Here is a 13,160-nt window from a genome sequence, read left to right as displayed (position 1 = left end):
AACAGTTTTGCTGTTAGCAAATCATGATTTCTACAGGCAAACTACAAGACATCCTGCTTCTCGTCTAAATTGCTCATTTTTGGGCAAACCCATTTCCCCCACAATTTTGTTATTCTTGCAGAAGTATAGTTCACGCTGAATGGAGAACTGAGCCGATACGTCCATATTCGCGCTTTCTCTCATTCGCTCATTCTCTCATTGCATACATGAAGCTCCTAAAAATTGCCGCTGGTGTCCTGAATCAAACCCCGCTTGCCTGGGAATCCAATAAACAGAACATTATCAATGCCATTACTGAGGCACAACGTCAGAACGTTAGTCTGTTGTGTCTGACGGAGTTGTGTATTTCGGGTTATGGCTGCGAAGATGCCTTCTTTGCTCAAAATACTATCGATCAATCCATTGCCTCACTACTCGATATTGTAGAGTACACAAACGACATTGCGGTGGCCGTTGGTTTGCCGTTACGTCACAATAACCGTACGTACGATGTAGCTTGTCTGATTTCTAACAAACGAATTCTGGGTTTTGCGGTGAAACAGAATATGGCCAACAACGGCGTGCATTACGAAACGCGCTGGTTCCAGCCCTGGCCCGCGTATGTGCGCGACGAAATCAAAATCGGTGATTTCATGTACCCGTTTGGCGATCTCGTTTTTGACCTGTCGGGTGTGCGGATCGGGTTCGAGATTTGCGAAGATGCGTGGGTATCGAACCGACCCGGCCGGATGCTTTACGAACGGGGCATCGATATTATTCTGAATCCTACGGCCAGTCATTTTGCCTTTCTGAAATCGCAGGTGCGCGAACGATTCGTGGTCGATGGATCGCGGGCGTTTGGAGTGAGTTATGTGTACGCCAATATGCTGGGCAACGAATCGGGACGTATCATTTTCGACGGCGATGCGATGGTGGCTTCTAACGGCGAACTGCTGGTGTCCGGGGCGCGGTTGAGTTACGAAGATTTCCTGATTGTTCCGGCCGTTGTTGACGTTGATGCTACTCGCCTGAGTCAGACGCAGAATCGGGGCAATGTTGCGCTGGCGTACCCTAACCTACGCGTAACCACTACGTTCGACTGGCCTGATATTGCGCCAGTTATTCAAAAAGCCGAACTCGAAGCCTGGGAGCGGGGCGGGTATCTGAAAGAAGAAGAATTTGCCCGCGCTGTTGCCTTGGGCTTATTTGATTATTTGCGGAAAAGCCGTTCGCAGAGCTACGTTCTCTCGCTGAGCGGGGGCGCTGATTCGTCGGCTATTGCGGCTCTGGTGTTTCTGATGATACGTATGGCGGTTGAAAATATCGGTATCGACGGAGTTAAGAAGAAACTGAATTACATCAAAGCGATTCAGGATTGTACTACGTCGGAAGAGATGGTTGGTAAGTTGCTGACAGTCATGTATCAGGGTACCGAAAATTCGTCGGATGATACGTTCAACTCGGCCAAAACGCTGGCCGACGACATTGGTGCTACGTTCCTAAATATCAATATCAATGGCTTGGTTGATACGTATCGTGGACTGATCGAGGAGCAACTGGGCCGGAAACTTTCCTGGGATACCGACGACGTAGCCCTGCAAAACATTCAGGCGCGGGTGCGTGCTCCGGGTATCTGGATGATGGCGAATATTAATAACGCGCTGTTACTCAGTACGTCGAACCGATCCGAAGCGGCTGTTGGGTATGCCACGATGGACGGCGATACGGCGGGCAGTATTTCGCCAATTACAGGCATAGACAAACATTTCCTGCGGGGCTGGCTACGTTGGCTCGAAACGGTTGGTTTGAACGTGAAAAACGAATGGACTCCCGCCGACCGAACCGGCTCAGTCTCAGACCCCAACTCGTCCGATCAATTAATAAAAGTGAAAGGGTTGAGCGCCGTGAATAATCTGCAACCCACCGCCGAACTTCGGCCACTAGACAAAAAACAGACCGACGAAGACGACCTGATGCCGTATGACGTACTAAACTCCATCGAAGAAGCGGCCATACGCGATAAACAGCCGCCGGTGGATGTACTACGTATCGTAGAGGTACGTTACGCGGGTGTTCATGAGCGCGAAAAGTTGCTGATGTGGGTCGAGCGCTTCTTCAAACTGTGGAGCCGCAATCAGTGGAAACGCGAACGTTACGCCCCCAGTTTTCACCTCGACGACCACAATCTGGATCCGCGTTCGTGGTGCCGCTTCCCGATTCTATCGGGTGGATTTGAGAAAGAACTCGCCGAGATGCGCGATTGGGCCGCCGAGCAGAAGCCAAACAGTCGGAAGGGTAAGATTGGGTTTTAAGGAGCTTGCCGTATTGTTGTGAATAAAAACTGAGTTCAGAAATTCTAACTGTGCGTCAAGTATTACCCGGTCTTCTTTTTGCGGCTCTCTGGGCTTCAGCCTCGGTTGCCACTAAATTTGGTGTTCAATCTGTCCATCCTCTACTACTGGCTAATGTTCGCTTTTTAATTGCAGGAAGTGGAATGATTTTGGTTGCGTATGGCATCCAGCGTTTGCCCAATGCCTGGCCCACGCGCACGGAGTGGCAACGACTGACTATTTTCGCTCTACTCAATACAACGATTTATCTTGGTGCGTTTGTGCTGGCGCTGAAGCAGGTATCGGCGGGGATCGGAAGTTTGTCAACGGCAACGAATCCACTGCTGATTACCATGCTCTCGGCGTTGTGGCTACGTCGGAAACCCCGCTGGAATGAAGTTGGCGGCTTATCGTTGGGGCTATTGGGTGTAGCAGTTGCTACGTATCCACTCCTGCAAAATAGCTACGCGACCATTGAAGGACTGCTTATCCTGTCGGTGGGCATGGTTTCGGTGTCGGCGGCAACGGTATACTACGCCCGGTTCGACTGGCGATTACCGAATCTGGTGATTAACGGCTGGCAGGTACTCATTGGCGGCTTGTTGTTACTGCCCTTCACGATCCTGTTCGCCGATTTCAAAGGAGCGCATTATGACGAACGTTTCTGGGCGTCGGTGTTCTGGCTGATTTTGCCTGTTTCGGTGGGCGCGCTTCAATTGTGGTTCTATCTGGTTAAGCAAGACCCAATTCGGGCGTCACTCTGGCTGTATCTCTGCCCGATTTTTGGCTTCACCTATTCATACTTGCTCATGAACGAACCCATTACGTCCTACACAGTTGCCGGTACGTTCCTGGTGATTGGTGGGCTTTATTTGGGACGGAAGGCATAGGGTAAAAACAGTTTTCAGCCCATGCCTCTTTACTGCTTCACTACGGTCATCTCCACCCGGCGGTTTAGCTGGCGTGAGGCTTCGTTACGGTTGTTGGCGATGGGGCGGGTGGGGCCGTAGCCGCGCGTTGTAATTCGGTTGGCGGCAATACCGTTCTGAACCAGATAGTCTTTCACTACGTCGACGCGCTGCTTGGAAAGCCGTAAATTCTCGTCGAAATCACCCTGATTGTCCGTATGCCCCGCCAGTTCAATTTCTGTTGTAGCGTGGTCGCGCATGTAGGCCAGAAGCTGCTCCAAAGCGGGCTGGGCATCAGGCAATAACTCCGCTTTACTCTGCACAAACTGGATTGCCTTCAACTGCGTGGTTTTGCCGGGCACAACGACCAGCGGGGGAGGGGTGTAGGTAATTTTGGCGTCGAGTGTCTTTGGGGGCGCTACGCGTGCGCTGCTAGTCGAAGATGGTGTCTGCGTTGTTCCTCGGGCGGTAATTTCAGGAAGATCGACTGGTTGCTGAGCAGCCTTTGTTTGGCTTACCGCCGATGCCGTTGTGGTAGGTTGCGTTTGTTGGGCTATTGGTTGTTTTCCAGGGCGGTATAGCAGAGTAGGGCGCACTCTGGTAAGGCTATTGACCCGATCGGAAGTAAAAGCAAATGATTCTTCAAAAGGAGCATAACCATCGGCCTTCATAGTAAAAAGGTAGGTTTGCCTTGGGGAAATTTTGATCTGATAGGTACCGTTGGCGTTCGTGGGTTGCTTATCCTGTACAATTCCGCTCTGATTTTTGGCCTCTATAGTGGCGCCAACGACTGGCTTTTTGGTTTCTGCATCCAATATGGTTCCTGTAACTGTAGCCATGCCGTCGTCAGCAACAGTCTGGGTCGGTGGCTTGGTCTGACTTAGGGATGGCAACGTATTCCACAGGCATAGCCAACTGGCAAACACTATAAACTTAATCCACTTCATGTTGTAAAAGCAACGTACTATGAGTGGGCAAAAGTACGTCGAAATGCATAAAAAGTAAGCATCGGATGATACGTTTAAGGGACGATTTGACGCTAAATTTAACACTAAAAATGACATCAAATTTGGTGTTAAATTTAACGTTAAAAATAACTGTAAATCAGATAGTTAAGTGGTGAAAATAAATGCGAAAAAATGAACGTGAAATGGGCTTTTTTCGTTAATAAAATATGAAACAGATAAGCAACGCAACGATACATTCCCCGAACGCTCAGGCACCCCTTGCTCCAACTTCGACGGGCAATTTGCCACTCGATGACAACTGGCGGAAGTCCATTCCGGCGCAGGTGTTTCTGAACCATTTTTTCGCGATGGATTACCACATCCATCATCAGAATGACCTGTTTGATATAGCTCGTTTTCCGATATTTCAACAGTTTAACGGATTGGTGACCGACGAAACGCGGAGGTCGCTGGAGAAACTGTTGCTCAACAGCTGGAGTGCCGAGTATGCGTTACGTATCACGCCCGTTGTGAATGACGAACAGTATCTGCAAAGTTCATTGCACTGGACGTTCCCGCAGGCGTATTACAGTGCTTTGTTCAGCGCTCGTGCGTTTCTGGCCGTTCAGGGCATTAATGTCAGCAACGAAGAGTTGATCCGCAAACGGATTGGCAATATGGTCGTGCGTGGTTATTATCCGGCTTCTATTGGCTATTATGCGCTGGGCCCTATTAATAATTATCGGATTCAACGGTTGCCAATGTCCCGTCGTTTCAACGTAGTGGGCAAATCAGATCTGCAGCTTCCTTCGCGTGAAGGATCGGTGCAGGCCGAGTTAGCGCAGTTTCTGAAAACCACACGTGACCAGCGCGTACGGGCACTACGTAACGCGATTCAGAATAATCCGAAAACAGCGCTACGTAGCCCCAAAACGGGTGAGATTTTACAGAAATTCAGCATAGAACAGTACAAGCAGCTAGCGAAACAGATTGGCTATACGACGTATTTCGATATGCTGAGCCGACTGCGTATCTCGTCGTCGAACCGGGGCGGTGGTCCACGTGAGATCGAACGCTTTGTTGATTCCGATATCGACGTGAAGTTGTTTCACGAAAGTCTGGTCAATATTGTGGCTCATATCAACTCTGTACACGAAGCATACATTGCCAAGGCGCTAGGCATTCAGGCTTATCGTCAGCTTGTCGCGAAGCTGCCGTCATATCTTCAGGAGAGTTTTGTGCGTGAGCGAATGAACACCATCATCGCTCCCCTGCTTGCTCCACCGGCTTCAGAACAGGATTCATCCTTACGCATGGCTGCCTAAGCTTCCATTCATACTGAATTCAGTACTAAGTCCCAGTCAACTATGATTGGGATTTTTCTTTATTTGTAATTCAAATAAACAACTGAATATCAGTTGTTTAAAGGATTGGGTTAGTAGGAGTTCAATTGAAAAATCAACCTTTTTTTAAAACACTATCCGGTTGACATCGTTTACAATATGTCATGCAGATACAACTACTGGTTATAAGGAAAACTATATTGCTGTAAACTAGATACCGATTATCGAGTATTGAAGTCTTGTAATAAATTATATCTTGTAAATAGGGGTTCTGTATCTGCCGTAACGAAAAGCCCGCTTTCTCCGAAAGAGAAGCGGGCTTGTTTTTTTAATGAATAGCGTAAAGTGAACAATGAAAAGTCTGCTCGGTAGTCATTTTACATTTTCTACTACGCTGTTTTTACCAAATCAACCAGCGCGTCAATCCAGATGGGGCTGTCATTCAGGCTTTCGACCAGTTGCCAGTGCTGACCACCGGCTTTTTCAAAAATCTCTTTGTATTCAACGCCCACTTCAATAGTTGTTTCCAGACAATCGGCGACAAATGCGGGCGAGAAGGCCAGCACGCTTTTTATGCCCTTGCCAGGCAACTCCTTGATAACTTCGTCGGTATAAGGCTTAATCCAGGGATCACTACCGAGCCGAGACTGAAACGACGTAACGTATTTGCCTTCAGGGATACGTAGCGCTTCGACCAGTAAACGGGTGGTTTCGAAACACTGTGCCCGGTAACAATGCTGATTCTGCGCATGGAACGTAGCACAGCAATCGCCAAATCGACAGGTGGTTTTCGTTACGTCGCCTTTGCGAATCTGACTTTCGGGAAGTCCGTGATAACTGAACAGAAAAAAGTCAAAATCGTGGGTGGCCATGTATTTCCGGGCCGTTTGAGCGAAGCCCTCGATAAAATTCGGATGCTCCAGAAACCGATTGACGAACCGAATGGCGGGAATAACGTCCCAGGATTTTACAACCTCCATCACTTTCTGATAAACAGAACCTGTAGAAGCCGATGCGTATTGCGGAAACAGAGGAATGACAACAATATCGGTTAAACCCAATTGCTGAAATTCGCTCAGGCCTGCTTCGATGCTTGGGCTTTGGTAACGCATGGCCAGTTTTACTACGTACTGACTCCCAAGTAGTTGTTGTAATTTCTCCTCAACCTGATGGCCGTAGTACTTCAGCGGTGAACCCGTTTCAGTCCAGAGTTCTTTGTAGATTTTTGCTGATTTCGGAGCCCGAAAAGGAGCAATAATACCATTGACCAGTAGTGAGCGCGGAATCAGTGGAATATCGATAACCCGACCGTCCATTAAAAATTCGCGCAGGTATTTACGAACATCAGGCACGGCCGGGCTATCGGGCGTACCGAGGTTAACGAGCAAAACGCCCGTTTTGCCAACTGTTTTTTGACTATGTTTAGAGGATTGTACAGCAGAAACTTCCATGCTAGGGAATGAGTGATAAGTGATGAACGATAAGTGATGAGTGATGGGTTCCCGCTACTTGTCACTTATCGTTCATCGCTCATTTATAAGTCATTTCGCTTCCGGATACCGGGTTAGATCGGTACGTGTAAAATCGCTGAAGACTTCGCCGGGTAAGCCTGTAAAAACCATAATATCACTCAGATCGCGTTCGCCACGCTCAGTTGCCAGTAAAATAGGTCCATGCTGTTCATAGCCATCCCAGGGCAACGTAAAGGTGGGCTCTTTGTCGATACCATCTTGAAAATGAGCCCATTGAGAAACTAGGCGTGATTTCTTGTCGACCCATACTTTATATTGAACGCCCGGTACGTTACTATTCCCCTTATACGTAACCTGCAATACGTCGGCAGATTTGCCGGATTGGGTGGGCTCGTCGCCAAGGTAGCAAAGGGTTACGCCCGTGTCTTTCAGTTTAAACGGCATGAATAGCCAGTGGGAATCGTTGAGCCAGTGTCTTTTGCCTTGTTTAACGTACTTCGCAACCGAATCGGGTTGGGTGAGTTCTTCGCCATTTCGATACACGCGTCCCAGGTCATTATTGATGTTCAGCAAAATGGTCTGATCGTCGTTCAGGTTATCGATACGAACACTGCCCGAGTACTTATTCCACACAAATTTGCGTAAGCCGTCGTAGGTCCAGGCAACTAACTGGGTTTCATCCCAGGCAGTACGTCCGCCCATGGCTTCCATTACAGCGTCGGCAATCTGTACAGCCCGTGCATCAGAACCCGCCTGATCGAAGCCGGGCGCGGGAGGATTAGGCGTTTTCTTATTGACCTGTGCTATGCTCATTGTACTGCCCAGCAGAAGGCAGGCAGCCAGATAAACGATTCTCATAGACCGTATGTGTTATCGTCAACTAATTGACAAACGAAAAAGTAGGATTATTTATCTCGGATGTTCAGTGTTGACGATCAGGTTAGCAAAAATGTACTACTGATTGGTTAGGCTGGCTCGTACTGTATTTAAACGGCCGTTCATCATGAAGCCCTACTCAACAATATTAACTCTAGGATGAAAAGCTTTGTTGGCATAATTTATAGTTGTTATAATTACTAATAAGGCACTCCATTCAGGAAAAAGAGAATAGTTCAAAACAATGTTTCGTAGTAGCCTGTTAATAGGGTGTAATTTCGATTACGTCTTATTTTTGTACAACTCAACGAGTTCTTAAAACATCATGAAAACCTATGTACCACTGCTAGCCTTGTGCTTCGGCAGTTTCGGTCTGGCTCAGGCGCAGACAACAACAACCACTACAACGAACAGCACTTACAGTACGTCTCCTGCCACTACCGACACTACGTACCGGTCATCTTCGATGACTACTGACAGCACCAACATGGCGCCCGCTACGAACAGCAGTAACTCAACTATGAGTAACAGCAACATGAATAGTGCGCCGACTCAATCACAGGAAACTACGACCACTACGACCACTACGTATAGTTCGTCCGATGCTAACATGAACGCATCGAACACTTCGTCGAAAAGCGAAAAATCGTGGGGTAAAGAAGGCAAATTCGGTATTTATGCCGGTGTGAATTTCTCTCGTTTTGTAAACGAACCAATCCCTGACGGCGCTTATCGTGCTGGCTGGCAGGCTGGTATTTACGGACGTACTGGCGGCACGATCTTCGGTCAGTTAGGCGTGGAATACCGGACTTCTACGTCGAATCTGGTACGTTCGGGAGCAGGTCAAACAACACAAACACCTAGCGAAATCCGTGGTCAAATCGATCAGAAATTCGTAGCCATTCCAGCTTACGTTGGGGTGCGTGTAGGTGGTGCATTAGGACTGCGGGTTCAGGTTGGTGCTGAGTTATCGGCGCTGGTTATCAATTCGAGTAACGAGTTTGGTATTGGCAAAGACGATGTACGCCGTACCCTGTTGAACGGTTTGGGCGGTGTTGGTATCAACCTTGGACCGCTGACGCTGGACGCCGTTTATAATGTAGGTCTGCAAAACGTTTTCGATAACAACGATACGAAACGTAACATGCTGGCTTTCAACCTCGGTTTCCGCTTCTAAGTCTAATAAATTAGTGTAGTGGATAAGCCGCCCCTTCATCGGGGCGGCTTTTTTATTTTTGAATTTGAAAATAGGCAATAGTCGATAGTCAAAGTTGTAAGTTTGTCAGCATAAATCGTCTATATGGCGAAGGCAAAACGTAGTGCTACGTATCAAACAACTCAGACCAGCATTGACTTTCAACTGTCATGAATACTCTGTTTCCCATTTTCGTTAAGGCCGAAAATCTGCATACGCTAATTGTTGGTGGTGGCTACGTTGGCCTCGAAAAACTGACGGCACTGCTGGGCAATTCGCCTGAAGCACGTATTACGTTGGTGGCCCCCGACATACGTAGCGAAATTCAGGAGCTGGCTACTCAGTTTCCAAAACTGGAACTGATCCAGGAGCCATACCACGAAATTTATTTATCAGACAAAGACCTGGTAATTGTCGGCACTAACGATAAAGCTGTGAATCGGCAGGTACAGGCCGACTGCAAACGAAATCGCATTCTGGTCAACGTAGCAGATACGCCTGATTTATGCGATTTTTACCTGAGCTCGGTCGTGAAAAAAGGTGATCTGAAAATCGCTGTTTCGACCAACGGCAAATCACCAACTTTCGCCAAACGGTTCCGGGAAGTGCTGGAAGATATTTTACCCGATAGCCTGCAAGAAACACTCGACAATCTGACCGCCATCCGTAACCAGCTTAAAGGCGACTTTGTGCAGAAAATGGAAAAGCTGAACGAGATTACGAAAGTGTTACGTTGACAAACCTATTACGTTGTTAATCTTCCTGTTTTTTAAGAATCGCCCGAACGTAGCAAACCTTCGGGCGATTCTGTATTGTATCAGAGTGCACTTGGTAACGCTGAACGTATTATCGTTTTAGCACTTTGAGCTGGCGTTGTTGGGTAGGCGTATTGACCTGAAGTAGCAGCAATCCATGCGTTGAGCCTACCTCCAGGCGAATACGCTCCTGATTCGTTGCCTGTTCCAGATTTTTAGTACTAATCAACTGCCCCTGCATATTTACCAATCGCAGCATGAGCGGTTGCGCTTCGGCTCCCTGAACCTCTACGTCGAACGTGTTACCTGCTACGGGATTACCCAGCACGCGTACCTGCAAACCTGTACCGGGTTCACTTGCCCCCTGACGTAATGGCGTAGCGCATCCACTTAGCCAGGAATATGAATACTGGCTTACCGATGCTCCCTGACTAGCTACCAGACGAATTGTTGGATTGTCGGTGTATAAATCCAGGCTGTAAGGGCCGGGCTGACTAGTGGGCGTCAGTTCGTTCTGAACAGAGAAACTGAAAGGCTGGCTTGCATCACGACCTACGTACTGAGGATTAAACGTGACCCGATATCGGTTAGGAATAAGCAATTGGCAGGAAACCGCACTGACTCCACTGATCGCGAAACCCGAAGGAGGAGTAACCGGGGCTGCACTAATCGAAAGCTGGAAGTTGGTGCTCACGCTAAGTCCGCCGGGGTCCAGCGCCGTGATGCTGACCGCAGAAACACCAGTGGTGCTGGGCGTACCGCTGATGAGCGAACCAGTCAGGCTTAAACCTGCGGGTAAACCCTGTGCCGTGAACGTAAGCGGCTGACCGTCAGGATCAGAGAAATAAGTGGTCAGATTGAGCTGATAAGGCTGATTCTGCGTCAGATTCTGATTCGGGATGCCCGACGTAGTCGGTGTCTGGTTGGGGCTGGTGCCCGTCTGACAGGAAGCCAACCAGTTGTAGCTATACCGGGTTTCGCCGTTGCCAGGCTGATTTGCTACCAGTGTAATGCTGGGGTTATCGTTGAAGAGAGTTAACGTATAGGGCCCTGAATTGAGGGTGGTAACCATCTCATTAACAACCGAGAAGCTAATCGGATTGGCATTAGCCCCTGAATAAAGCGGGTTGAATCGAACCAGATATTGACCTCGGCTAGTATTAACCTGCTGGCATTGAATCATGTTGACCGACGTAATGGCAAAGCTGGCTGGTAATATTTGCAGAGCGACCGTGTTTGAAGCCGGGCTGGTGCAGCTACCCTGTGTGCATGTGGCTGACAGAGAGTATGAACCGGGCTGAGAAAAGGTGTAAATAGTCCCGTTAGCCTGTCCGGTGCCGCCTGTCGGTGCCCAGTTTATTGTTCCGGCGCAACCGGTAGCCGTGACAGAAATAGACTGATTGGATACCTGAGCGCTGGCTGTCAGCGTTGGAGCCGAAGCCACACAGATTGGCGTCCCATTAACACTTACGGCCATGATATTGAGAAAGCCCTGTGTCGAAACTTTATTAAACGTGATGCTCACAATGGGCGTGCTCAGCTTGTTGGCTGGAATCGTCAGTCTCACCTGATTAAGATAGGGGTTGCTGCCAGCAGCTGTATACGGGAATGACACGGGTGTAGCGACGCTGCCTCGGCTTGTAGCCCCAAATACATTTGTGCTCGACGATGACATAAGCCAGTCCTGATACGTTTGGTTTGGGAAGGTAGTAGAGGTGCCGTCGGAGTAATTTACGACCATGTCTACTGTTGAAGCCAGGCTGCCGCTGGTGCCCAGCACAAACACCTCCGAGGCTATGTGTGGTGTCGCAAACGTAACGGTGCCGTTGTTAGTACCAGCCAAACGTAATGAGTTGTTACCATTGTAAGAGGCCAGTTGGTACGTCAGAGACGAATAACCCGCAATCGAGTTAGAAATCAATCCGTTATCGGGCAGGCCCGAGGTGTGCTGGATGCTTGCGGTATAATAATCCTGGGATATAAAATAATAGCCCGCGTTATCGATGTCGGCGGTTGTAGAAGCGGTGGGCGGGTTCGCGGCCGAGCCGTTAGCTACCACATCGGAGTTAAAACTCGTGGCTGTTAGTGGTACGGAGGTGTAGGTAGGCGGCACCACGCCAACACTTACCGCCATAACATTGAGGAACCCCTGTGTTGATACTTTGTTAAACGTGATGCTCACAATAGGGTTGTTCAGCTTTTCGGCTGGAATCGTCAGCTTCACCTGCTCAAGATAGGGCGCCGAGCCATTAGCTGTATAAGGCGATGGCAGAGGTGTAGCCACGTTGCTGCGGCCTGTGGCCCCAAATACATCTGTGCTCGCTGATGAGGCTTGCCAGTCCTTGTAAACTTTGCCTGTAAAGCTGGTGGAGGTTCCGTCGGAGTAGTTTACGATCATATCTACCGTTGAGGCAAGGCTGCCGCTGGCACCTAGTACGTATACCTCCGAAGCTGCCTGTGGCGTAACAAACGTAACGGTGCCGTTGTTGGTACCAGCCAAACGTAGCGAGTTGTTACCATTGTAAGAGGCCAGTTGGTACGTCAGAGACGAATAGCCAGCAATCGCATTTGGAATCAGCCCGTTGTTGGGCAGGCCGGAGGTGTGCTGGATGCTTGAGGTATAGTAGTCCTGGGCGAAGAGGAAGTAGCCCGCGTTATCGATGTCGGCAGTTGTAGAAGCGGTGGGCGGGTTCGCGGCCGAGCCGTTGGCCACCACATCGGCGTTGAAGCTGGAGGCCGTCAGCGGTACGGAGCTGTAGGAGAGCTGGGCCCAGACCTGACTGTGTAGACTAACGACCAAAACAAGGGCGATCAGTACGAATCGCGAATAAATTGGTCGGATATTGTGAAGAGATAAAGGTGTTTGCATAACAAAATACGGGAGTAGATATTGGTAAGTTCAGACAACTAGACTGGTCAGCGAATTGACAGTAAGAGTGGATACTGGTGATAAAAAGCGCAAAATATTCTGGCGGGAGTCGGTGAATGGATTGATTGTTTCATAAGACATTTTTTGAACGAGTTGATAAGTTTATTAGGGAGACCTTGTGAACTAAGGCAGGGCAAAACTCAGATTTTGCCAGCCAACAGACTCTACCAAATCGGACAAAAACTCTACTCAAATGAACATATAGGTATCTTGTTTGGAGATATATTCTCCTGTATGGATATTTAGTGTATAAATAATCAAAAAAGTATACTTGTGACGGTGGTATAAGTTAACCAAAAGGCGTTTGACAGGCGGCTGTTGCAACCCAGAGTGAAGCCAGCTATTTAGCTGTATACATACCCGAAAATTCATAGCCAAATAGCGGAACTACGTACGGCTAACCTTTGTGCCTTCATAAGAACCGGA

Annotated in this window: 9 protein-coding genes; 5 read left to right on the top strand and 4 right to left on the bottom strand. The window is 48.7% G+C overall.

The window, feature by feature from the left end; genetic code table 11:
- The first annotated feature begins 206 nt into the window (after nucleotides 1-206).
- Both nadE and ACYVF1_RS15685 read left to right on the top strand, forming a co-directional pair.
- Complete coding sequence (nadE, locus tag ACYVF1_RS15690; protein ID WP_461080352.1) at nucleotides 207-2,291, top strand: NAD(+) synthase; 2,085 nt, start codon at nucleotides 207-209, stop codon at nucleotides 2,289-2,291.
- Nucleotides 2,292-2,341: 50 nt separating this feature from the next.
- The gene (locus tag ACYVF1_RS15685) at nucleotides 2,342-3,199 is read left to right on the top strand and encodes a DMT family transporter (RefSeq protein WP_461080350.1); all 858 of its coding nucleotides are present in this window, start codon (nucleotides 2,342-2,344) and stop codon (nucleotides 3,197-3,199) included.
- Between the two features lie 29 nt (nucleotides 3,200-3,228).
- Here the strand turns inward: ACYVF1_RS15685 and ACYVF1_RS15680 are convergent, their stop codons facing one another.
- Nucleotides 3,229-4,164, bottom strand: a complete 936-nt coding sequence (locus ACYVF1_RS15680; RefSeq protein ID WP_461080348.1) for an OmpA family protein — start codon at nucleotides 4,162-4,164, stop codon at nucleotides 3,229-3,231.
- 227 nt (nucleotides 4,165-4,391) lie between these two features.
- Between ACYVF1_RS15680 and ACYVF1_RS15675 the strand changes: the two genes are divergently transcribed.
- Complete coding sequence (locus ACYVF1_RS15675; RefSeq protein WP_461080346.1) at nucleotides 4,392-5,489, top strand: hypothetical protein; 1,098 nt, start codon at nucleotides 4,392-4,394, stop codon at nucleotides 5,487-5,489.
- Nucleotides 5,490-5,896: 407 nt separating this feature from the next.
- Here ACYVF1_RS15675 and hemH read toward each other — a convergent pair whose 3' ends face one another.
- Both hemH and ACYVF1_RS15665 read right to left on the bottom strand, forming a co-directional pair.
- Nucleotides 5,897-6,958: a ferrochelatase gene (gene hemH / locus ACYVF1_RS15670; RefSeq protein WP_461080344.1), complete on the bottom strand. Its 1,062-nt coding sequence runs from the start codon at nucleotides 6,956-6,958 to the stop codon at nucleotides 5,897-5,899.
- A 90-nt stretch (nucleotides 6,959-7,048) separates the two neighbouring features.
- Complete coding sequence (locus tag ACYVF1_RS15665; RefSeq protein WP_461080342.1) at nucleotides 7,049-7,837, bottom strand: hypothetical protein; 789 nt, start codon at nucleotides 7,835-7,837, stop codon at nucleotides 7,049-7,051.
- A 343-nt stretch (nucleotides 7,838-8,180) separates the two neighbouring features.
- On the opposite strand from ACYVF1_RS15665, the gene ACYVF1_RS15660 reads away from it, so the two are divergent.
- Nucleotides 8,181-9,032: an outer membrane beta-barrel protein gene (locus ACYVF1_RS15660; RefSeq protein WP_461080340.1), complete on the top strand. Its 852-nt coding sequence runs from the start codon at nucleotides 8,181-8,183 to the stop codon at nucleotides 9,030-9,032.
- A 188-nt stretch (nucleotides 9,033-9,220) separates the two neighbouring features.
- Entirely contained in the window at nucleotides 9,221-9,787 is a 567-nt protein-coding gene (locus ACYVF1_RS15655; protein WP_461080338.1) for a precorrin-2 dehydrogenase/sirohydrochlorin ferrochelatase family protein, read from the top strand.
- A 109-nt stretch (nucleotides 9,788-9,896) separates the two neighbouring features.
- Here the strand turns inward: ACYVF1_RS15655 and ACYVF1_RS15650 are convergent, their stop codons facing one another.
- Nucleotides 9,897-12,674, bottom strand: coding sequence for a T9SS type A sorting domain-containing protein (locus ACYVF1_RS15650; protein WP_461080336.1), 2,778 nt, complete (start codon nucleotides 12,672-12,674; stop codon nucleotides 9,897-9,899).
- Nucleotides 12,675-13,160: the final 486 nt, after the last annotated feature.

This window comes from Spirosoma flavus, assembly GCF_054778555.1.
Note: the sequence above shows the minus strand (reverse complement) of the source record. Positions and strands in the feature narration are given on the sequence as shown.

Excerpts from the sequence above, each read along its gene's own strand:
- nadE (WP_461080352.1), top strand. The coding sequence starts at position 207 with ATGAAGCTCCTAAAAATTGCCGCTGGTGTCCTGAATCAAACCCCGCTT.
- ACYVF1_RS15680 (WP_461080348.1), bottom strand. The coding sequence starts at position 4,164 with ATGAAGTGGATTAAGTTTATAGTGTTTGCCAGTTGGCTATGCCTGTGG.
- ACYVF1_RS15675 (WP_461080346.1), top strand. The coding sequence starts at position 4,392 with ATGAAACAGATAAGCAACGCAACGATACATTCCCCGAACGCTCAGGCA.
- hemH (WP_461080344.1), bottom strand. The coding sequence starts at position 6,958 with ATGGAAGTTTCTGCTGTACAATCCTCTAAACATAGTCAAAAAACAGTT.
- ACYVF1_RS15665 (WP_461080342.1), bottom strand. The coding sequence starts at position 7,837 with ATGAGAATCGTTTATCTGGCTGCCTGCCTTCTGCTGGGCAGTACAATG.
- ACYVF1_RS15660 (WP_461080340.1), top strand. The coding sequence starts at position 8,181 with ATGAAAACCTATGTACCACTGCTAGCCTTGTGCTTCGGCAGTTTCGGT.
- ACYVF1_RS15655 (WP_461080338.1), top strand. The coding sequence starts at position 9,221 with ATGAATACTCTGTTTCCCATTTTCGTTAAGGCCGAAAATCTGCATACG.
- ACYVF1_RS15650 (WP_461080336.1), bottom strand. The coding sequence starts at position 12,674 with ATGCAAACACCTTTATCTCTTCACAATATCCGACCAATTTATTCGCGA.